Below are 20,527 nucleotides of genomic sequence, written 5' to 3' on the forward strand. Positions count from 1 at the left end.
GAAGGATCCGTACCCCGGTCAACCGTATCGCCTTATGCGGTGGCGTCCGTCCCGCGTGCCGCGACCTGGCGCGCGACGGCGGCCTTCACCAGACCCGCGAAGAGCGGGTGCGGGCGGGTCGGGCGGGAGCGCAGCTCCGGGTGCGCCTGGGTGGCGACCAGGTAGGGGTGGGCCTCGCGCGGGTACTCGACGTACTCGACGAGCTTGTTGTCCGGGGAGGTGCCGGAGAAGACCAGTCCGGCCTTCTTCTCCAGCTCCGCGCGGTAGGAGTTGTTGACCTCGTAGCGGTGGCGGTGGCGCTCCTCCACGTACGGCTGGTCGTCGTAGGCCTCGCGGACGAGGGAGCCCTCGGCGAGCTTCGCCGGGTACAGGCCGAGCCGCATGGTGCCGCCCAGGTCGCCCGCGCCCTCGACGTACGCGAGCTGCTCCTCCATCGTCGAGATGACGGGGTGGCCCGTGGCGGCGTCGAATTCGGTGGAGTTGGCGTCGGGGATCCCCGCGAGGTTGCGCGCGGCCTCGATCACGATGCACTGCAGGCCCAGGCAGAGGCCGAGCAGCGGCACCTTGTTCTCGCGGGCGTACTGGATGGCGCCGACCTTGCCGGTCACGCCGCGCTCGCCGAAACCGCCGGGGATGCAGACGGCGTCGACGTCACCGAGCTGCTTGTGCGCTCCGGCCGGGGTCTTGCAGTCGTCGGAGGCGACCCACTTGACCTTGACCCGGGCCCGGTTCGCGAAACCGCCGGCCCGGATGGCCTCGGTGACCGAGAGGTAGGCGTCGGGCAGGTCGATGTACTTGCCGACCAGGGCGACGGTGACCTCGTGGTCGGGGTTGTGGACGCGGTCCAGCAGGTCGTCCCACGTGGTCCAGTCGACGTCCCGGAACGGCAGGTCCAGCTTGCGCACGACGTAGGCGTCCAGGCCCTCGGTGTGCAGCACCTTGGGGATGTCGTAGATCGACCGGGCGTCCGGGCAGGCCACCACGGCGGTCTCGTCGACGTCGCACATCAGCGAGATCTTGCGCTTGATGGCGGTGGGGACGTCGCGGTCGGCGCGCAGCACGATGGCGTCCGGCTGGATACCGATGTTGCGGAGGGCGGCGACCGAGTGCTGGGTCGGCTTCGTCTTCAGTTCGCCGGACGGGCCGATGTAGGGCAGCAGCGAGATGTGCACGACGAAGACGTTGTCGCGGCCGACCTCGTGGCGGACCTGACGGACGGTCTCCAGGAACGGCAGCGACTCGATGTCGCCGACCGTTCCGCCGACCTCGGTGATGACGACGTCGACGTCGTCGGTCGCCATGCGGCGGATGCGGTGCTTGATCTCGTTGGTGATGTGCGGGATGACCTGGACGGTGTCGCCGAGGTACTCGCCGCGCCGTTCCTTGGCGATGACCTGCGAGTAGACCTGGCCGGTGGTGACGTTGGCCGAGCCGTCGAGGTCGACGTCGAGGAAGCGCTCGTAGTGGCCGATGTCCAGGTCGGTCTCGGCGCCGTCGTTCGTGACGAACACCTCACCGTGCTGGAAGGGATTCATCGTGCCGGGGTCGACGTTCAGATAGGGGTCGAGCTTCTGCATGGTGACCCGCAGGCCACGAGCCTTGAGCAGGGCACCCAGGCTTGACGCAGTCAGACCCTTGCCGAGGGAGGAGGCGACACCCCCGGTGACGAAGATGTGCTTGGTCGTCGTGGATGTGGGCTGCATAGCCAAAGGGGGCTCCCGTGGTCGCGATCGTGAGGTGCGTACCGGCGTGCCGTACGGAGAATTCCGGAGGCGCCGTCGCTGCGGTTCGGGGGCCTCGTCCACTGTCGGGACGACCACCGGTCCACGGGCTACCAGGGTAACAGCGACGAGGAGGGGTCGCTTCCGGCCACACCTCGCACACGCTCGGCACAAGATCACCGAAGTCGTCCCAGGTCCTACCCATTCGCATGTCACAGGTTGCAACAACTGGTGGACAGTCGCGCGGAACCCCCGGGTGCGTCGTATCCTGCTCGGACACTCGCTGCCGAGTTGGCCGGCCCAGCGGCACCACCCCAGCCCGCTCACCCGTGCAAGAGCTCGTCGGTTGTACTACAACGACCCCTTGACCAGCAGTAAGCGCCCTTCGGGGCGACATGGCCGTTCGACTGGAGACGCACGTGGCCGGGCGCATCGAGGATTACGCACTCATCGGAGACATGCAGACCGCAGCCCTGGTCTGCCGGGACGGCACAGCAGACTGGCTGTGCCTGCCCCGCTTCGATTCCCATGCAGTTTTCGCCGGGCTTCTCGGCACGGAGGAACACGGGTTCTGGCGTCTTGGACCCGCCCGCCCGGAGGGGGCACAGCCCGCCGCTGCGGACCGGCGCCGCTACCGGGGCGACTCGCTCGTCCTGGAATCGGAATGGGACACCCCGCGCGGCACGGTCCGCGTGACCGACTTCATGCCGCCGCGTGACGGCGCCCCCCAGCTGATCCGGATCGTGGAGGGCGTCAGCGGCCGGGTGCCGATGCGCTCGGAGCTGCGGATGCGCTTCAGCTACGGGCGGGTGACCCCGTGGGTGCACAAGGTGGACGGCCGTACGGTCGCCGTCGCGGGCCCCGACTCGGTCTGGCTGGACACCCAGGCCGATACCTACGGCCGGAATCTGACGACGTACTCCGACTTCACCGTTGCCCCCGGCGACCGCATCGCGTTCACGATCAGCTGGCAGCCCTCGCACCACGAGCCGCCCGCCCTGCCGGACCCCGAGGGTTCGCTGGAGGCGACGGAGAACTTCTGGCGCGAGTGGGTCGAGCAGTGCACGTACCACGGCCCCTACCGCGAGGCGGTCGTCCGCTCGCTGATCACCCTGAAGGCGCTCACCTACGCGCCGACCGGTGGCATCGTGGCCGCGCCGACCACCTCCCTGCCGGAGGACATCGGCGGCTCGCGCAACTGGGACTACCGCTACACGTGGCTGCGTGACGCGGCGATCACCCTCTCCTCCCTGCTGCGCACCGGCTACCGCGAGGAGGCCCGCGCCTGGCGTGAGTGGCTGCTGCGGGCCGTCGCGGGTGACCCGGAGAACCTGCAGATCATGTACGGCATCGCGGGTGAGCGGGAGCTCGGCGAGGCGGAGCTGGACTGGCTGCCCGGTTACGAGAGCTCCGGCCCGGTCCGGGTCGGCAACGGCGCGGCGAACCAGCTTCAGCTCGACGTGTACGGCGAGGTCACCGAGGCGCTCCATCTGGCGCACATGACCGGTCTGACCCGCAACGACTACGCGATGGGCCTGCAGCTCAAGCTGATCGAGTACCTGGAGAAGCACTGGGAGGAGCCGGACGAGGGCATCTGGGAGGTACGCGGGCCGCGTCGGCACTTCGTGCACTCCAAGGTGATGGCCTGGGTCGCGGTCGACCGCACCATCAAGCTGATCGAGTCCGGGGACACCGACGGGCCGCTGGAGCGGTGGCTGAGGCTGCGCGAGGACATCCACCGCGATGTCTGCGAGCGGGGCTACGACAAGGAGCGCAACACCTTCACCCAGTCCTACGGGTCGAAGGAGCTGGACGCCTCCCTGCTGCTGATTCCGCAGATGGGATTCCTCCCGCCCGACGACAAGCGGGTCATCGGCACCATCGAGGCGATCCAGCGGGAGCTGTCCACGGAGGACGGCTTCGTCCTGCGCTACCCCACGGCCGGTGAGAACGCCGGGGTGGACGGACTGGAGGGCGACGAGGGCGCGTTCCTGGCCTGCTCGTTCTGGCTGGCCGACGACCTCGCGATGATCGGCCGGGTCGACGAGGCCCGCCAGCTCTTCGAGAAGCTGCTGTCCCTGCGCAACGACCTGGGGCTGCTTGCCGAGGAGTGGGACGCGCGGCTGCAGCGCCAGGTGGGGAACTTCCCGCAGGCGTTCAGCCATGTTCCGCTGATCGACACGGCCCTGCGGCTCACGGCGAGCGGGGCGTACGTCGGCTGACCCGGTGCGGGATCCCGGATCCCGTGTCCTCGTTCTTCCCACCGGTGAGGTCCACCGCGTGGCCGGGAGGACGGGGGGACGGGATTCCCGCCCCGTGAGCGAGTGCTTCCCCGCCCGCTGTACGGGCACTGCCCCGGTCCGTCGTCCGCGTGCGTGGCCGGGGCAGGACACCTCGCCGGGGTGTGACACGGCCGGCTGCCTGCGGCAGGGCTACCAGCAGCCGCCTGAAAGGATCGTGGCGTGTCCAGCGACCGTCTCATGCGCATCCACAGCGCCGAGTTCCGGGCCATGGCCGAGAGGGTCCTGCGGGTCACCGAGCTCACCTCCCGCCTGAACGTCCTGCCCTTCGAGGACGAGGCGGGCAAGGCAGAGCTGTTCGAACAGATCCTCGGCGGGCCGCTGTCGAGCAGAGTCACGATCTACCCGCCCTTCTACACGGACCACGGCCTTCGTCTGGACCTCGCGGACCGCGTGTTCATCAACCAGAACTGCACGTTCCTGGACTACGCCGGCATCCGGCTCGGCGAGCGGGTGATGGTCGGGCCGAAGGCGACCTTCATCACCGTCGGTCATCCGGTCGATCCTGAGGAGCGGCGGGGGTGGCTGAGCGGCGGGCCCATCGATGTGGCGGAGAACGTGTGGATCGGCGCCGGCGCCACGATCCTTCCCGGCGTCAGCATCGGCCGTGATGCCGTGGTGGCCGCCGGCGCGGTCGTGACCGATGACGTGCCGCCGGCAAGCCTGGTGACCGGCAGCAAGGCAGCCGTGAACCGGCGGTGGTGACCGGTCCGGGGTGACGGACCGGCGTCGCGGCGGGCGCCGGCCGGCTGACGGGTGGAACGTACGGATCAGGGTGCGCGACAGGACCTGTGGGACGGCCGATGTCCGCGGCCCCGCCTACCATGGAAGGGTTCTGCCACGCCCTGCGAAGGGGGAACGATGACGCTTCGCGAACCTTTGGCGGACTCCGGTCTGACCGGCCTCCGCAGCGATCTCGCCGGTGAGGCCCTCGTGCCCGGCGACCCGGGCTACGACGAGGCCCGCACCGTCTTCAACAGCATGATCGACCGCAGACCCGCGGTGGTGGTCGAGTGTGCCGCCGAGGCCGACGTGGTGCGGGCGCTGCGCTTCGCCCGCGAGCACGGCCTGGAGGTCGCGGTGCGCGGCGGCGGGCACAGTGTGTCCGGGATGTCGCTGAGCGAGGGCGGCCTGGTGGTCGACCTGCGGCGCATGCACGCCGTCACCGTCGACCCGGACAACGGGACGGCCCGCGTCGGGGGCGGGGCCGTCATGAGTGATCTGGACCGGGCCACGCAGCCGTACGCCCTGGCGACCACGGGGGGCCGGGTCTCCACCACCGGGGTCGGCGGTTTCACCCTGGGCGGCGGATCCGGCTGGCTGGAGCGCAAGTTCGGGCTGGCCTGCGACAATCTGCTGGCCGCCGACCTGGTCACCGCGGACGGCGGGAGCGTACACGCCACGGCGGACGAGAACCCCGACCTCTTCTGGGCCCTGCACGGCGGCGGCGGCAATTTCGGCGTCGTCACGTCCCTCACCCTGCGCCTGCACGAACTGCCCGTCCTGACCATGATGCTGCTGCTCTTCCGCGCCGAGGACGGCCCTCTGGCGGTGCGCACGTACCGGGATCTGATGGAGTCCGCACCGGACGGTGCGGGCGGCGGCTGCCTCTATCTCACCGGTCCGCCCGAGGAGTTCGTGCCCGAGCACCTGGTGGGCCGGCTCGCCTGCGCGATCCTGGTCACCTACGCGGGGACGGAGGCGGAGGCCCGCGACGTGGCCGCCCCGCTGCTCGCGCTGAACCGCGAGTCGGAGCTCATCACGGAGATTCCGTACGCGGATCTGCAGTGCATGCTCGACGACCCCCCGGGGATGCGGAACTACTGGTCCGCCGAGTACCTGGACTCCTTCCCCGACGAGGCGGTCGCCGCGTTCTGCTCGACCGCCGAGGCGATGCCCGTCCCCTCCGGTTCGCAGCATGTGCTGTTCCCGCTGGGCGGTCAGGTGGCCCGGGAGTCCGGCGGCTTCCCGGTCCCGTGGCGTTCGTCTCCCTGGGCCGTGCACCCGTTCGGGATCTGGGAGACCGCGGCGCAGGACGAACCGGGCAAGGCCTGGGTGCGCGAGGTGCGTGCGGCCGTGCGGCCCTGGGCGAACGGCGCCGTGTATCTGAACTTCATCGGGCGCGAGGGCCAGGAGCGGGTCGTCGCCGGGTTCGGTGAGGAGAACTACGAGCGGCTGGCCGCGGTCAAGGCCCGGTACGACCCCGGGAACGTGTTCCACCTGAACCACAACGTGAAGCCGTCCGTCGCCGTGGTGTGACGCCGCCCGCCGGGCCCGGTAGCTTCCTGACCGGGGCATTCCGCCCCGTCGTCGTAGGCGAGTGGAAGCACGAGGCCGGAGCCAGTGGAGACAGAGGGCGGGATCACCGTGCGGCGGGCGCTGGAGCTGCCGGGGCTGCGCGGCGGGCTCCCTGAGGTGCTGGCCTGCGAGGACCGGCTGGAGCGTACGGTGCGCTGGGTGCACGCCGGTGAGGCCCCGAACATCGCCTCCCTGCTCAAGGGGGGTGAGCTGCTGCTGACGACGGGGCTGGGTCTCGGCTCGCGCCCCGCCGAGCAGCGCGCCTTCGTCCGCCGGCTGGCCGACCGGGGCATCGCCGCCCTGGTGGTGGAGCTCGGGCCGCGCTTCAGCCGGCTGCCTGCGGCGATCGTGGACGCCGCGCGGGCGGCGGGGCTGCCGCTCGTACAGCTGCACCGCGAGGTGCCCTTCGTCGCGGTGACGGAGGAGATCCACACCGAGATCGTCAACGGGCACTACGCGCTGCTCCAGCGGGCCGAGGAGGTGCACCGGCGCTGCACACAGGCGGTGCTCGGCGGCGGCGGGGTGCCTCAGGTCCTGGGAATCCTGGCGGACTTCACCGCCAACCCGGTCTTCCTGGAGACCCCGGACGGCCGGCTGTTGTACGCGGCGGGCACCGGGACCGGGCCGGTGGGCACCGATCCGCTGCAGGTCTGGGAGGGGCTGCGCGGCGGCCGTGGGGTCCGCGAGTCCCCGCCGGCCGGGACGGTCCTGGTGGAAGTGCCGGGCGGCGGCCGGGGAACCGGTTCGCTGCGGGCTCGGCTGGTGCTGCTCGCCGTGTCGGGGCCGCTGCTGGCGGTGCACCGCATGGCGGCCGAGCGGGCGGCGGGCATCCTCGCCGTCGTCCTGATGCAGGCCCGTCAGGAGGAGGAGCTCGCGGCACGGGGACGCGGTGACTTCCTCACCGATCTCTCCGAAGGGCGGATCGCGCCCGAGGACGCGCCCGCGCAGGCCGGGGTGCTGGGGTTCCGGCCGGGCGGGGATCCGCTGCTCCCGGTGGTGATGCGGCTCGCGCCCGAGTCGGCGCCGTCGGGCAGCTGGGCGCTGCTGGCACGGGCCGTGATGGAGGAGCTGTCGGCGATGGGCGTGCCGGTGCTGCTGGGTGTACGGCCCGTGGAGGGCAGGATTCCGCTGCTGCTGGCGCTGCGCCCCGGGACGGGGCGAACGGCGCTCGCGGACCGGGTGGCGGCGGCGCTGCGGGCGGGCGTGGAACGGGCCGGCCAGACGCGGGCCGGGGACCGCGCGCCGGTCGTCGTGGTCGGGGCGGCGGGCGGCTGGGCGGCGGCGGGAGCGGGGCTGCGGCACGCGGCGGAGGCGGCGACGGCCGCGCAGGGGCTCGGGGAGCTGCCCTGGTACGACGCGCGGCGGCTCGACGTCGATCTGCTGCTGTGGCGGTTGCGGGACCATCCGGATCTGGCGTCGTTCGTGGACCGGGCGATCGGGCCGCTGCGCGAGCACGACCGGACCTCGCGTCCCGCGCTGCTGCCCACGCTGGAGGCGTACATCGCCCATGCGGGCCGCAAGGCGGAGGCCGCGCGTGAACTGCATCTGAACCGGCAGACGCTCTACAACCGGCTGGCCCGCATCGGGGAGCTGCTCGGCACCGACCTGGACGACCCGCAGACGGTGCTGGCCCTGAGTCTGGCCCTGCGGGCCCGTCGCCACACGCTCTGAGACCCAGGTGCGCACGCACGGTCGCCTACGGCTGCGTCAACTCGTCGTATACGGCGAGCACATGGGCGATGGTGTCGTCCTCGGTCGGCCAGTCCGCGGCCTGTATCCGCCCCGCCTCGGCGAGCCGCTCCCGCCGCTCCGGGGCGGCGAGGAGCGCGACGACGGTGCCGGCCAGGGCCTCCGCGTCGCCGTACGGCACCAGCTCTGCCGCGTCGCCGACGAGTTCGAGCAGTCCGCCGGCCTCGGCGGCGACCAGCGGAACGCCGAGCCGCAACGCCTCCTGCGCGAGCACCGGCCGGGCCTCGCCGCGGCCGGGCAGCACGGCCAGGTCGGCGACGGCGAGGACGCCGGCGAGGTCGCCGCGGCAGCCGGTGAGGACGACGGGCAGCCCCTCGTCCGTGATCCTCCGCTGCAGGGCCGCGGTCCGGCGCCCCTCCCCTACGACGACCAGCAGGGGTACGGGGTCCAGTGTCCGCCACTCGCGGGCGGCGTCCAGCAGCGTGTCGTAGCCGTGGTGCGGCTGGAGGCTGCCCGCCGAGACGATCAACGGCCTGTCCATCGCGCCCAGTTCGACGCGCACCTTGCCGTCCGGATCGGTGCCGGGGCTCGCCGGGATCGCGAGCGGCGCGAGCCGTGCGTCCCTGGCACCTCGGCGCCGGGCCCGGTCGACCAGATCCGAGGAGGCACCCAGCACAACGGCGGCCGCGCGGGCGGCCCTTCGCTCCAGCAGGCGCAGCAGTCCGCCGCGGGCGCCCTCGGCGTGGGCGCGGGTGCGCCAGGTCACGACCAAGGGGGTGGTGCGGCCGCTGAGCGCGATCCCGGCGCGCACGGCGGCGTGCAGCCCGTGCGCGTGGACGACGTCCGCGTCCGCGCACGCGGCGCGCAGCGCGGCGACGGCCGCGGGGTCACTGCGCCGGGGTACGGGGGTGAAGCGGGCGCCGAGCGCGGGGAAGTCGTGGGCGCGGTCCGTACCGGCCGGGGCGCAGACGGTGACCTGCACCCCTCTGGCGACCAGACCTGCGGTGAGCGAGGTGACATGAGCGCTGCTTCCGGCACCGCCGCCCAGGACTTGGACCGTACGCAGCTGTGACACGTCGAATGGCTCCCGGGGCTCCCGAGTCGGCGGAATGTACAGCGCCAAGGATGCCAGTCCGTACGCACGTTCCGGGACTGACGAAACGTTGTTCCCGTCCACGCGGCGACGAAGAGAAGAGCACCCCACCCGTACGAGTGAGTTCGGTGGCGTGAAATTGACATCGATCATGCCCGGAACCCGCCCTGGGACGGAGTCCGGGCGGGGGGCGCGACCCTGCCCCGGGCGCTCTCCGGAAGCCGCTACCCGTCCGCCCGCGCGGTCTCCAGCAGCTCCTCGGCGTGCGCCCTGGCCGTCTCCGAGTCCTCCTGGCCCGCCAGCATCCGGGAGAGTTCGCGCACCCGGTCCTCGCCCTCCAGGACGGTGACGCCGCTCCTGGTCACCGAGCCGTCCACCGTCTTCTCGACCAGCAGCTGCCGGTCGGCGAAGGCCGCCACCTGGGGCAGGTGCGTGACCACCACGACCTGTGCGGACCTGGCGAGCTTGGCGAGCCGCCGGCCGACCTCGACGGCCGCCTTGCCGCCGACGCCCGCGTCGACCTCGTCGAAGAGATACGTCGGTACCGGATCGGAGCCCGCGAAGACGACCTCCACGGCGAGCATCACCCGGGACAGCTCACCGCCCGACGCGCCCTTGGCGATCGGCCGGGGCTGGGCCCCGGGGTGCGGTGCCAGCAGGAGCTCGACCTCGTCGGCGCCGGACGGACCGTAGACCACGCTCCGGCCGCCGATGTCGATGCCGGACGCCTCGTCCACCGCCTCGGTCTGCCGGATGGCGAAGGAGACCCGGGCGTGCGGCATCGCGAGCGACGCCAGCTCCTCGGTCACCGCTCCGGCGAAGCGCGCCGCCGCCTCGGTACGCGCGTCGGTCAGCGTCTGCCCGAGCACGGAGAGCTCGGCGCGCAGCGCGTCGCGCTCGGCCGTCAGCTCACCGATCCGGTCGTCGTCGCCCTCGAGCTCGGTCAGCCGGGCGGCGCCCTCCTCGGCCCAGCCGAGCACGGCGGTGATGTCCTGGCCGTACTTGCGGGTGAGCGCGGTGAGCGCCGCACGCCTCTCCTCGACGGCGGCGAGCCGCAGCGGGTCGGCGTCCAGCTGATCGGCGTACCCGGCGAGTTCCCCGGCCACGTCGGCGAGCAGGATCGAGATCTCGCCGATCCGGTCGGCGAGCGCGGCCAGTGCCGGGTCATGGGCCCGTACGGCGTCCAGGGACCGTCCTGCGGCCGCCACCACGGTGGTGGCGTCCACGCCCTCCTGGTCCTCCGGATCGCCGGCGAGCGCCCCGTGGGCGAGCGCGGCGGCGGAGGCGAGGGCCTCGGCGTGGCCGAGGCGTTCGGCCTCGGCGGCGAGCTCGGTGTCCTCCCCGGCCAGCGGCTCGACGGCGGCCACCTCGGCGAGGCCGAAGCGCAGCAGATCCGCCTCCTGGGCTCGCTCCCGGGCCCGGGTGGTCAGCTCGTCGAGCTCCACGACGACGGCGCGCAGCCGCCGGTAGGCCGCAGCGTACGTGGCGTGCGGGACCGCGACGCCGTCGCCCGCGTACCGGTCCAGGGCCCCCCGCTGCCGCGCGGGCTTGAGAAGTCCCTGCTGGTCGGTCTGGCCGTGCACGGCGACGAGTTCGTCGGCGAGCTCGGCGAGGACTCCCACGGGCACTGATCTGCCCCCGAGATGGGCCCTGGAGCGTCCTTCCGCCGACACCGTACGGCTGATGAGCAGCGCACCGTCCTCGATCTCGCCCCCGGCCTCCTCGGCGCGCAGCGCGGCCGCGTCGCCCTCGGACACCGTGATCCGCCCCTCGACGACCGCGGTCTTGGCACCGACCCGCACGAGGGCGGGATCGGCGCGCCCGCCGAGCAGCAGCCCGAGGCTGGTGACGACCATGGTCTTGCCCGCGCCGGTCTCGCCCGTCACCGCGGTGAAACCGGGTGACAGCTCCACCACCGCGTCGTCGATGACTCCGAGCGACCGTATCCGCATCTCCTCCAACACGGACATGACCTTACGAGGTCCGGGGACGGGTTCGCCAAGGCCCCCGGCGTTCCGTTCACTCTCCCGGGCGGCGAGGGCTCTTCGCCGCTCAGTGCGGCGCGCCCCGCCAGCCCTGGACGGGGAGCGCGAACTTGGCGACCAGACGGTCCGTGAACGAGGCGTGGTGCAGCCGTGCCAGCCGTACGGGCACCGCTCCGCGCCGTACCTCGACCCTGGCTCCCGCGGGCAGCTCGACGGTCCTGCGCCCGTCGCACCACAGGACCCCGTGCGGGGTGTGCGGCTGGACCTCCACGGCCAGGACCGACGTGGGCGAGGTCACCAGCGGCTTGGCGAACAGCGCGTGGGCGCTGATCGGCACCATCAGGAGGGCCTCGACCTCGGGCCAGACGACGGGGCCGCCCGCCGAGAAGGCGTACGCGGTCGATCCGGTCGGGGTGGCGCAGACGATGCCGTCACACCCGAACCCGGTCACCGGGCGGCCGTCGATCTCCAGGACGACCTCCAGCATCCGTTCGGGCGAGACCTTCTGCACGGCCGCCTCGTTGAGCGCCCAGTCGGTGTGCACGATGTCGCCGTTGCTGTGCACGAGGACGTCGAGCGTCATCCGCTCCTCGACCTCGTAGGCCCGGGTGACGACGCGGTCGACGACCTTGTCCAGGTCGTCGCGCTCGGCCTCGGCGAGGAAGCCGACCCGTCCGAGGTTGACGCCGAGCATCGGTACGCCGGAGGCGCGGGAGATCTCGGCGCCGCGCAGCAGTGTGCCGTCCCCGCCCAGCACGATCAGCAGTTCACAGCCGTCCACCGCCGCGGGTGTGGCGTCCGTGACCGTCACCACGGACGGCGGCAGCGGCAGGTCCGCCGCCTCCACGGCCAGCACCCGGACGCCGAGGCCGTGCCGGAGCAGGCCCCGGACGACGAGCTCGGCGCTGCGGATCGCGGCCGGACGGCCGGTGTGCGCCAGCAGGAAAACGGTTCGCGCCGCGTTCTCGGGTTGTGCCGCATGCGTCGTCAACGAGGCCCCTCCGCCACTGCACGGTCGACATCCGCGGGATCCAGTTCAGGTGCTCCGGCCCGCAGCCACAGAAAGTATTCGACATTTCCCGACGGCCCGGGCAGCGGGCTCGCCGTGACTCCCCGGACACCGAGGCCCAGCAGACCGGCCCGGCGCGCCACTTCGCGTACCGCCTCGGCCCGCAGCTCGGGGCTGCGGACCACACCGCCGCTGCCGAGACGCTCCTTGCCCACCTCGAACTGCGGCTTGACCATGAGGACCAGGTCCGCGTCCGGGGCGGCGCAGCGCGCGAGGGCCGGCAGCACGAGGCCCAGCGGGATGAACGACAGATCACCCACGACCAGGTCCACCGCCTTCCCGTCGATCTGCTCCAGCGTCAGTTCCCTCACGTTGGTGCGGTCCTTGACGGTGACGCGTTCATCGGACTGCAGCGACCAGGCGAGCTGTCCGTAGCCGACGTCCACGGCCACGACGTGGCCGGCCCCGGCCCGCAGCAGCACATCGGTGAAGCCCCCGGTCGACGCCCCGGCGTCCAGCGCCCGCCTTCCCTCCACGGTCAGCCCGAGCGGACCGAAGGCGGCGAGCGCACCCGCGAGTTTGTGCCCGCCGCGCGAGACGTACTCGGGATCGCTGTCGTCCTTGGTCACGACGACGGCCGCGCTGGTCTCGACCTGGGTGGCGGGTTTGGTCGCGGTGTTGCCGCCGACGGTCACCCGCCCCGCTGCGATCAGCTGGCTCGCGTGCTCGCGCGAGCGGGCCAGCTTGCGGCGTACCAGCTCGGCGTCGAGGCGGCGACGTGCCACTCCTGCCACGTTGGGTTCAGCTCCTGTTGTCGTCACTGGGCGTCGGTGCGGGTGCGGGCCGGGCGTCCAGCGCGGTCAGCTCGTCGCGCAGCCCACGGTGTACATCCTCGTACACCTCGGTGTGCCCGTCCGCCGGGAGGTGGTCGGCGTCGGCCAGGCGTTCCAGCCGCGCGTCCACTCCGGCATGCCCGGTGGGGGTCCGTGTGACACCGAGCGGGGCGGGCGGGGCGGTGTCGTAGGTGGGCGCGGGGGGCACGGGTGTGGCCTCGGGCTGCGTCTCCGGCTCCGGCATCCAGTCGCTCATGCCGAAACGCTACCGCGAAGCGCTGGGGTACCGTCGGTGACGATGGCGACCATGGCGGAGTGCCGCAGTGCACTCGACACACTTTCCGGCAACCTGGCATCGGCGGACGGCGACGTACGCGGCGCTGCCGCCCTCGACCGCTCGCTGAGCTGCCACATCAGGGATCTCGACGTGACGTTCACCGGACGGCTGACGAACGGCCGGATCCGGGTGCTCGACATGGTCGACGGCCCGCCCCGCAAGAAGGCCGAGATCCGGCTCGCGATGACCGGGGACGATCTGGTGGCCCTGGTGAACGGCGAGCTGAACTTCGCGAAGGCCTGGGGGTCGGGCCGGGTCCGGCTGGAGGCGGGCTTCCGCGATCTGCTGAAGCTCAGGTCCCTCCTGTAACAGGCGGTCAGGCAGCGGCCGCCGTCCGCTTCCTGCGGGCGGCCGGGACCACGAGCGGCGTTCCCGTCTCGGGGTCGTCGATGATCTGGCACCGCATCCCGAAGACCTCCTCCACCAGCTCCGCCGTGACGATGTCGCCGGGTGCGCCCTCGGCGACGATCTCGCCTTCGCGCAGGGCGATGAGGTGGGTGGCGTACCGGGCCGCGTGGTTCAGGTCGTGCAGCACGGCGACCAGCGTGCGGCCCTGGGTCTCGTGCAGTTCCGCGCAGAGGTCCAGCACGTCGATCTGGTGCTGGATGTCGAGATACGTCGTCGGCTCGTCGAGCAGCAGCAGCGGGGTCTGCTGGGCGAGCGCCATGGCGATCCAGACACGCTGGCGCTGGCCGCCGGAGAGCTCGTCGACGTAGCGGTCGGCGAGTTCGCCGACGCCGGTCGACGCCATGGACTCCACGACGATCCGCTCGTCCTCGGGCGACCACTGGCGCAGCAGTCCCTGGTGCGGGTAGCGGCCGCGCGAGACGAGGTCGGCGACCGTGATGCCGTCGGGGGCTATGGAGGACTGGGGCAGCAGGCCCAGGGTCCGGGCGACCTTCTTCGCGGGCATCCTGTGGATGGACTGCCCGTCCAGCAGGACCTCTCCCCGGCTCGGCTTCAGCATCCGGGAGAGTGCGCGCAGCAGGGTCGACTTGCCGCAGGCGTTGGGGCCGACGATCACGGTGAAGGACCGGTCGGGGATCTCGACCGAGAGGTTCTCGGCGATCGTCCGCCGGTCGTAGCCGAGGGTCACCGAGTCTGCGGTGAGGCGCTGCATGGTCGTACTCCCGGAGTTGATGGGATGCGTCTGCGAGGTGTCCGGCGACTTCGCCCGCGGGCCGGGCTTCATATGCGTCCCGCCCTGCGCTCGGACACCAGGAGCCACAGCAGGTAGCAGCCGCCCAGCACCCCGGTGACCACACCCACCGGAAGCTGACGGTCCCCGAAGGCGTTCATCGCGGTCCAGTCGGCGACGAGCAGCAGGGCCGCGCCCGTGCAGGCGGCGGCGGCCAGGTTGGGGCCGGGTGAGCGGGTGAGCCGGCGGGCGATCTGCGGGGCACTCAGCGAGACGAAGACGATGGGGCCCGCGGCGGCCGTGGCGACGGCGACGAGGATCACGGCGCAGCCCAGCAGGACGAGCCGCGTGCGTTCCACCCGTACGCCCAGGGCGTGGGCGGCGTCGTCGCCCATCTCCAGCATGCGCAGGGCCCGCCCGTGGCCCAGCACCAGGGGGACGAGCACGGCGCAGACCGCGAGCAGCGGCCAGACCTGCGCCCAGTCCCGGCCGTCGAGCGAGCCGGTCATCCAGACCACGGCGCGGGTGGCGTCGACGAGATTGGCCTTGGTGATCAGGTAGTGGGTCGCGGCGGTGAGCATCGCGGCGGCTCCGATGCCGACGAGGACGAGCCGGTAGCCGTGCACGCCCCGCTTCCAGGCCAGCAGGTGGACGGCGACACCGGTCAGCACGCCACCACAGACGGCGCCTGCGGCGACCTCGGCGGGCCCGCCGTGGAGGAGCACGATCACGAGGAGGGCGCCGACCGCGGAGCCCTGGCCGAAGCCGAGCACGTCGGGGCTGCCGAGCGGATTGCGCGAGACGCTCTGGAAGACGGCACCGCCCACACCGAGCGCGGCACCGACCAGGAGTCCGACCAGGACCCTCGGCAGGCGCAGGTCCGTGACGATGAACTCCTGCTGGAACGTTCCGTGGCCGGACAGTGTGCTGAGGACCTCGCCCGGGGTCATGGAGAAGTCGCCGCTGCCGATCAGCACCACGGCGGCCGCGGCGGCGGCCGCGGTGAGCAGCACGATGACGGTGAACGCCCGTGCGTCCACCCGGAAGGAGAACCCGCCGGGGGTACGGACGGCGTGCACCGTCCTCGTGGTGTTCCGCGTGGCGGTGTCCTGCCGGGCCCCGCTGTTCCGTGCGGCCTCGGTGTCCTGTGCGGCCTTCACAGCTGGGCCATCCTCCTGCGTCGTACGAGATGGATGAAGACCGGCCCGCCGAGCAGCGCGGTGACGATGCCGACCTGCAGCTCGGAGGGGCGGGCGACGACCCGGCCGGCCACGTCCGCGCCGAGCAGCAGCACGGGCGCGAGGACGGCCGCGTACGGCAGGATCCATCGCATGTCGGGGCCGGTGAGGGTGCGGACCAGGTGCGGGATCATCAGCCCGATGAAGACGATCGGCCCGCAGGCGGCGGTCGCGGCCCCGCAGAGCAGCGTGACCGCCACCATCGCGAGGATCCGGGTGCGGGTCAGATGGGCGCCGAGCGCCTTGGCGGTGTCGTCACCCATCTCCAGCGCGTTCAGCGGCCGGGCGATGAGCAGCGCGATCAGTACGCCGAGCGCGATGAACGGCCATACCTTGCCGACGGTCTCCGTGTTCGCGGAGGCCAGCGATCCGACGGTCCAGAACCGCAGCCGGTCCAGCGCCGCCGCGTCCAGCAGCTGTACGGCGTTGACGTAGCCGAAAAGGGCCGCGGTGACCGCGGTCCCGGCGAGCGCCAGACGTACGGGGTTGGCGGACCGGCTGCCACCGAGGAGGTACACCGCCACGGAGACGATCGCCGCACCGCCGAACGCGAACCAGACGTAGCCGGTCAGCGAGGTCACGCCGAAGAAGCTGATGGCGGAGACGACGGCCGCCGACGCCCCCGCGTTGACGCCCAGCAGGCCGGGCTCGGCGAGGGGGTTACGGGTCAGCGCCTGCATCACCGCTCCGGCGAGGCCGAGCGCGGCTCCGACGATCAGCCCGAGCACGGTGCGCGGGACACGCACCTCGCGGACGAGGACGTCGCCATTGCTCCCCGAGGAGTGGAACAAGCCGTGCCAGACCTCGGCCAGGGGCAACGCCTTGGCGCCGATCGCGACACTCGCGAGACACACGAGCACCAGGACTCCCACAGCGACCAGAAGTCCTGCGGCGCGGACCGCGTGGCGCCCTGCGGGCAGGGGCTTCGCCGGCGCGACCGCGGGGCCGGCACTCGATTCGGGGGGATTCTCGACCAACACCAGGTTAGGTTAGCCTATCCTCTAACTCCACCAACGCTCGGTCCGGTTCCTACGCCCCCGGCTACAGCCCGAGCCTGGCCAGCGCCTTCCCCGCGTCGAGCCGGCACGAACCTTCGCCGGCGTGTGTCCACGCCGCCCCGCACAGGGCCCGCAGCCCGTCCAGCGCCTCCCCGTCGCCCTCCAGCGCGAGGGCGTCCCCGCGCACCGCGGCCGTCCAGCCTCCGCACCGGATCCCGTCGCCCTCCGCCGTCACCCCGGGCTGGCCGGTGAGCAGCCCGCGCAGATCCCGGTCCACATAGGTCGGCCGGTACTTCGGCTCGGCGGCGAGCAGTTGCGCGGCACCCGTCACCCCGGTGAGCACGAGCAGTGAGTCGACACCCCCGTTGAACGCGCCCTCGATGTCCGTGTCCAGCCGGTCTCCGACGACCAACGGCCGCTCGGCCCCGGTCCGCAGCACCGTCTCGCGGTGCATCGGAGGCAACGGTTTGCCCGCCACCTGCGGCTCGGCGCCCGTGGCTATCCGTACGACCTCCACCGCCGCGCCGTTGCCCGGCGCGATACCGCGGGCGCTCGGAATCGTCAGGTCCGTGTTGGAGGCGAACCACGCAGCCCCGCGCGCGACCGCGTACGCCGCCTCGGCGAGCCGCCCCCACGCCAGGTCGGGCCCGCCGTACCCCTGCACCACCGCGACCGGGTCGTCGTCCGCCGACTCCACCGGCACCAGGCCCCGCTCGCGCAGCGCGACCAGCAGCCCGTCGCCGCCGACCACGAGCACCCGTGCTCCGGAAGGCAGCTGATCGGCCATCAGCCGCGCCACCGCCTGCGCCGAGGTGATCACGTCGGACGGTTCGGCCGGCACCCCGAGCTCCGTCAGATGCTCCGCCACCGCGTCCGGCGTCCGCAGGGCGTTGTTCGTCACATACGCCAGCCGCATCCCGCCGTCCCGCGCGGTGCCGAGCGCCTCGACGGCGTGCGGGATCGCGTGTCCGCCCGCGTACACCACCCCGTCGAGGTCGAGCAGAGCCGTGTCGTACGCCTCACTCAGCGCCGCGCCGCTCCCGAGGGGCCGGGACCTGTACTGCTGACTCATATGCCTGCGCTCCTCTTTCCATCCTTCTCACCCGATCATCCCGCATCGCCGGATCACACACATACGATGCACGGATGAACACATCCGGGCCCGCCGCCGATCAGGGACTGCGGCTGATCCCCTTCCGCGGCCTGCGGTACGTCCCCGAACGGGTCGGCAGTCTGGCCGCGGTGACGTCACCCCCTTACGACGTCGTCGTACGGCCCGACGGACTGCACCACCTGGAGTCCGCCGACCCGTACAACATCGTGCGGCTGATCCTGCCGCAGGCCGGCAACGCCGCCGAGCGGCACCGCCAGGCCGCCGAGACACTGAAACGCTGGCTCGCGGAGGGGGTCCTCGCCCCGGACCCCGTGCCGGCGCTCTACGTCTACGAGCAGTGGGCGGGCGACGTCCTGCAGCGCGGACTGATCGGCGCCCTGGCCCTCTCCCCGGCGGCCGAGGGCATCGTGCTGCCGCACGAGGACGTCATGGCCGATGTCGTGGAGGACCGCGCCGACCTGATGCGCACCGCGGCCGCCCACTTCGAACCGCTGCTGCTCAGTTATGCCGGCGACGGTGGGCCGAGCGGTGCGACGGCGGTCATCGAGCGCGTGGTGAAGCGCCTGCCGCTCCTCACCACGACGACCGAGGACGGCTTCGGCCACCGCCTCTGGGCCGTCACGGATCCTGCCGAGCAGGCGGAGATCGAGTCCGACCTCGCCCGCCGTCAGGCGCTGATCGCCGACGGCCACCATCGCTGGGCCACTTATCTCAGGCTCCAGCAGGAGCAGTCGGCCCCGGGCCCCTGGGACTTCGGGCTGGTCCTCCTCGTCGACACGTCCCGCTACCCCCTGCAGGTCCGGGGCATCCACCGGTTGCTTCACCGCCTCCCGGTCGCGGACGCGATCGCCGCCCTCGGCGACAGCTTCCGGGTGCGGACCGTCGGGGGACCGCTCTCCCACGCGCTCGACGCGCTCGCGGAGGCCGCTGCGGAGGGCAACGCCTTTCTGCTCGCGGGCGACGGCCGCTTCCATCTCGTCGACCGGCCGGACGAGCGGCTGCTGGCCCGCACGGTCCGCGCGGACCGGCCGGCGGCCTGGCGCGCACTCGACGCGACGGTGCTGCACTCCACACTCCTCGATGCCGTCTGGCAGATTCCTGACGCCCCGGAGCACATCGCCTACATCCACGACACGGCCGCGGCGGTCGAGCAGGCGGAGCGGCACAATGCCACGGCGGTCCTGATGCACCCGGTACGGGAGGATGTCGTCCGGGACCTGGCCCGGCAGGGCGTCACCATGCCTCGCAAGTCGACGTCGTTCGGGCCGAAACCGGCTACGGGCCTGGTCCTGCGGAGCCTTCACACCGACTGACGGGCCGGTGAACAGGAAGAGGGCGGCACCCGTGCGGGTGCCGCCCTCCTCCTGCTGGTGCGTCGTGCCTACGCCTTCGCGGATCCGTCCACGTCGTCGTCATCGTCCGGGGCGACATCGTCCTCGTCGTCCTCGTCGTCCTCAGCCGCTTCAGCTGCGGGCGCGGCGGCCGGCTGCTCGTCGTCGTCACCGAGGACGTCGACGAACTCCACGCCGTCGAGCTCTGCGAGCCGGTCGGACGCGTCGGTCGCACCGTCCTTGTCGGCCTCCAGGGCCTTCCCGAACCACTCACGGGCCTCGTCCTCACGCCCTGCTTCCAGGAGCGCGTCCGCGTAGGCGTACCGCAGGCGCGGCGTCCATGAGTGGACGGAGCTGGAGGCGAGCTCGGGGCTCTGCAGCGTGACGATGGCGGCGTCGATCTGCCCCATGTCCCGACGCGCTCCGGCGGCGACCAGTCGCATCTCGACCTGCCCGGCCTTGTCCAGCTTCTGCACCTCGGGCTCGCCGGCCATGGCCATGGCACGCTCGGGGCGCCCGAGCCCGCGCTCGCAGTCGGCCATGACGGGCCACAGGTCCACGGAACCGGTCATCCGACGGGACGCCCGGAACTCGGCGAGCGCCTCCGCGTACTTCTGCGTGGCGTACGCGGCGAAGCCGGCGGCCTCACGCACCGCGGCGACGCGGGAGGCCAGTCGCAGGGCGATACGGGAGTACGCGTACGCCTGGTCGGGATCCTCGTCGATCAGACGGGCGACCATGACGAGGTTCCGCGCGACGTCCTCGGCAAGTGTCTTCGGCAGGCTCATCAGCTCCTGACGGACGTCCTTGTCGATCTCGTCGCCGGTGACGTCGTCCGGAATCGGAAGCCGCTTGATCGGCTCGCGGTCCCGGTCGTCGCGGCCCTGATAGCCGCCACGGTCGTCCCGCCCACGGAATCCGCCGCGGTCGTTGCCCCGGTCGTTGTCACGACGCGGCGCACGGTCCCGGTCATGGCTGCGGTCGTCGCGGCGGAAGCCACCACCGGTGCTGCCACCGCCACGGTTGTCGTCGCGGCGGAAGCCGCCGCTGCTGGGGCGGTCGTCATCGCGACGCGGGCCGCGGGGACGGTCGTCACGACGCTCGAACCCGCCGCCGTTGGGCCGGCCGCCGCGATCGTCACGACGCTCGAACCCGCCACCGGTGGGCCGGCCACCACGGTCGTCGCGCTGCTGACCACCGCGGTAACCACCACGGTCGTCATCACGACGCGGGGCACGGTCGTCACGGCGGAAACCACCACCACCCGTGCCACCACCCCGGCTGTCGTCACGACGGAAGCCGCCGCTGCTGGGGCGGTCGTCATCGCGACGCGGGCCGCGGGGACGGTCGTCACGACGCTCGAACCCGCCACCGGTGGGCCGGCCACCACGGTCGTCGCGCTGCTGACCACCGCGGTAACCACCACGGTCGTCATCACGACGC

17 protein-coding genes and 1 pseudogene are annotated in these 20,527 nt (G+C 72.4%); 7 read left to right on the forward strand and 11 right to left on the reverse strand.

Features of this window, described 5'->3' with window-relative positions; genetic code table 11:
• Positions 1-32: 32 nt before the first annotated feature.
• Positions 33-1,703, reverse strand: a complete 1,671-nt coding sequence (locus tag AB0F38_RS24525) for a CTP synthase (protein WP_361897239.1) — start codon at positions 1,701-1,703, stop codon at positions 33-35.
• A gap of 413 nt (positions 1,704-2,116) precedes the next feature.
• Here AB0F38_RS24525 and AB0F38_RS24530 point away from each other — a divergent pair, with 413 nt between their 5' ends.
• The 4 genes from AB0F38_RS24530 to AB0F38_RS24545 all read left to right on the forward strand — a co-directional run bounded on the left by AB0F38_RS24530 (position 2,117) and on the right by AB0F38_RS24545 (position 7,990).
• Positions 2,117-3,943, forward strand: a complete 1,827-nt coding sequence (locus AB0F38_RS24530) for a glycoside hydrolase family 15 protein (protein WP_361897242.1) — start codon at positions 2,117-2,119, stop codon at positions 3,941-3,943.
• Positions 3,944-4,183: 240 nt separating this feature from the next.
• Positions 4,184-4,726, forward strand: a complete 543-nt coding sequence (locus tag AB0F38_RS24535; protein ID WP_361897245.1) for a DapH/DapD/GlmU-related protein — start codon at positions 4,184-4,186, stop codon at positions 4,724-4,726.
• Between the two features lie 156 nt (positions 4,727-4,882).
• A complete protein-coding gene (locus AB0F38_RS24540) occupies positions 4,883-6,280 on the forward strand; it encodes an FAD-binding oxidoreductase (protein WP_361897248.1) in 1,398 nt (465 codons plus the stop codon).
• A gap of 84 nt (positions 6,281-6,364) precedes the next feature.
• Positions 6,365-7,990 (forward strand): PucR family transcriptional regulator, encoded by a 1,626-nt coding sequence (locus tag AB0F38_RS24545; protein WP_361897251.1) that lies wholly within the window; start codon positions 6,365-6,367, stop codon positions 7,988-7,990.
• Positions 7,991-8,015: 25 nt separating this feature from the next.
• On the opposite strand, the gene AB0F38_RS24550 is transcribed toward AB0F38_RS24545, so the two are convergent.
• From AB0F38_RS24550 to AB0F38_RS24570, 5 genes are all read right to left on the reverse strand, one after another.
• Positions 8,016-9,083: a glycosyltransferase family 4 protein gene (locus tag AB0F38_RS24550; RefSeq protein ID WP_361897254.1), complete on the reverse strand. Its 1,068-nt coding sequence runs from the start codon at positions 9,081-9,083 to the stop codon at positions 8,016-8,018.
• A gap of 242 nt (positions 9,084-9,325) precedes the next feature.
• Positions 9,326-11,071, reverse strand: a complete 1,746-nt coding sequence (gene recN / locus AB0F38_RS24555; protein ID WP_361897257.1) for a DNA repair protein RecN — start codon at positions 11,069-11,071, stop codon at positions 9,326-9,328.
• Positions 11,072-11,153: 82 nt separating this feature from the next.
• On the reverse strand, positions 11,154-12,077 hold the full coding sequence (locus tag AB0F38_RS24560) for an NAD kinase (protein ID WP_361897260.1): 924 nt from the start codon (positions 12,075-12,077) through the stop codon (positions 11,154-11,156).
• Positions 12,074-12,889 (reverse strand): TlyA family RNA methyltransferase, encoded by an 816-nt coding sequence (locus AB0F38_RS24565; protein ID WP_361897263.1) that lies wholly within the window; start codon positions 12,887-12,889, stop codon positions 12,074-12,076. Before AB0F38_RS24565 ends, AB0F38_RS24560 begins: the two co-directional genes overlap by 4 nt.
• A gap of 7 nt (positions 12,890-12,896) precedes the next feature.
• Entirely contained in the window at positions 12,897-13,184 is a 288-nt protein-coding gene (locus tag AB0F38_RS24570) for a hypothetical protein (protein WP_361897266.1), read from the reverse strand.
• Positions 13,185-13,226: 42 nt separating this feature from the next.
• On the opposite strand from AB0F38_RS24570, the gene AB0F38_RS24575 reads away from it, so the two are divergent.
• On the forward strand, positions 13,227-13,574 hold the full coding sequence (locus tag AB0F38_RS24575) for an SCP2 sterol-binding domain-containing protein (RefSeq protein ID WP_361897269.1): 348 nt from the start codon (positions 13,227-13,229) through the stop codon (positions 13,572-13,574).
• 7 nt (positions 13,575-13,581) lie between these two features.
• Here AB0F38_RS24575 and AB0F38_RS24580 read toward each other — a convergent pair whose 3' ends face one another.
• The 4 genes from AB0F38_RS24580 to AB0F38_RS24595 form a co-directional block, all read right to left on the reverse strand.
• On the reverse strand, positions 13,582-14,385 hold the full coding sequence (locus tag AB0F38_RS24580) for an ABC transporter ATP-binding protein (RefSeq protein ID WP_361897272.1): 804 nt from the start codon (positions 14,383-14,385) through the stop codon (positions 13,582-13,584).
• A 68-nt stretch (positions 14,386-14,453) separates the two neighbouring features.
• Entirely contained in the window at positions 14,454-15,482 is a 1,029-nt protein-coding gene (locus tag AB0F38_RS24585; protein ID WP_361897293.1) for an iron chelate uptake ABC transporter family permease subunit, read from the reverse strand.
• A gap of 77 nt (positions 15,483-15,559) precedes the next feature.
• Positions 15,560-16,561 carry an iron chelate uptake ABC transporter family permease subunit gene (locus AB0F38_RS24590; RefSeq protein WP_361897296.1) on the reverse strand — a complete coding sequence of 334 codons (1,002 nt, stop codon included), beginning with the start codon at positions 16,559-16,561 and terminating at the stop codon, positions 15,560-15,562.
• Between the two features lie 121 nt (positions 16,562-16,682).
• Entirely contained in the window at positions 16,683-17,711 is a 1,029-nt protein-coding gene (locus AB0F38_RS24595) for an HAD-IIA family hydrolase (RefSeq protein ID WP_361897275.1), read from the reverse strand.
• Between the two features lie 74 nt (positions 17,712-17,785).
• Here AB0F38_RS24595 and AB0F38_RS24600 point away from each other — a divergent pair, with 74 nt between their 5' ends.
• Complete coding sequence (locus tag AB0F38_RS24600; protein ID WP_361897278.1) at positions 17,786-19,066, forward strand: DUF1015 domain-containing protein; 1,281 nt, start codon at positions 17,786-17,788, stop codon at positions 19,064-19,066.
• A 68-nt stretch (positions 19,067-19,134) separates the two neighbouring features.
• Here AB0F38_RS24600 and AB0F38_RS24605 read toward each other — a convergent pair whose 3' ends face one another.
• Complete coding sequence (locus AB0F38_RS24605; protein WP_361897281.1) at positions 19,135-19,872, reverse strand: hypothetical protein; 738 nt, start codon at positions 19,870-19,872, stop codon at positions 19,135-19,137.
• 183 nt (positions 19,873-20,055) lie between these two features.
• Here AB0F38_RS24605 and AB0F38_RS24610 point away from each other — a divergent pair.
• A pseudogene (locus AB0F38_RS24610) lies at positions 20,056-20,527 on the forward strand (hypothetical protein); the annotation flags it as partial.

The organism is Streptomyces sp. NPDC025273, from assembly GCF_040638585.1.
GTDB lineage: Bacteria > Actinomycetota > Actinomycetes > Streptomycetales > Streptomycetaceae > Streptomyces > Streptomyces cinereorectus.

Coding starts and splice junctions, on each gene's coding strand:
- AB0F38_RS24580 (WP_361897272.1), bottom strand. CDS start 14,385: ATGCAGCGCCTCACCGCAGACTCGGTGACCCTCGGCTACGACCGGCGG.
- AB0F38_RS24540 (WP_361897248.1), top strand. CDS start 4,883: ATGACGCTTCGCGAACCTTTGGCGGACTCCGGTCTGACCGGCCTCCGC.
- AB0F38_RS24600 (WP_361897278.1), top strand. CDS start 17,786: ATGAACACATCCGGGCCCGCCGCCGATCAGGGACTGCGGCTGATCCCC.
- AB0F38_RS24605 (WP_361897281.1), bottom strand. CDS start 19,872: ATGAGCCTGCCGAAGACACTTGCCGAGGACGTCGCGCGGAACCTCGTC.
- recN (WP_361897257.1), bottom strand. CDS start 11,071: ATGTCCGTGTTGGAGGAGATGCGGATACGGTCGCTCGGAGTCATCGAC.
- AB0F38_RS24575 (WP_361897269.1), top strand. CDS start 13,227: ATGGCGACCATGGCGGAGTGCCGCAGTGCACTCGACACACTTTCCGGC.
- AB0F38_RS24525 (WP_361897239.1), bottom strand. CDS start 1,703: ATGCAGCCCACATCCACGACGACCAAGCACATCTTCGTCACCGGGGGT.
- AB0F38_RS24530 (WP_361897242.1), top strand. CDS start 2,117: ATGGCCGTTCGACTGGAGACGCACGTGGCCGGGCGCATCGAGGATTAC.
- AB0F38_RS24595 (WP_361897275.1), bottom strand. CDS start 17,711: ATGAGTCAGCAGTACAGGTCCCGGCCCCTCGGGAGCGGCGCGGCGCTG.
- AB0F38_RS24570 (WP_361897266.1), bottom strand. CDS start 13,184: ATGAGCGACTGGATGCCGGAGCCGGAGACGCAGCCCGAGGCCACACCC.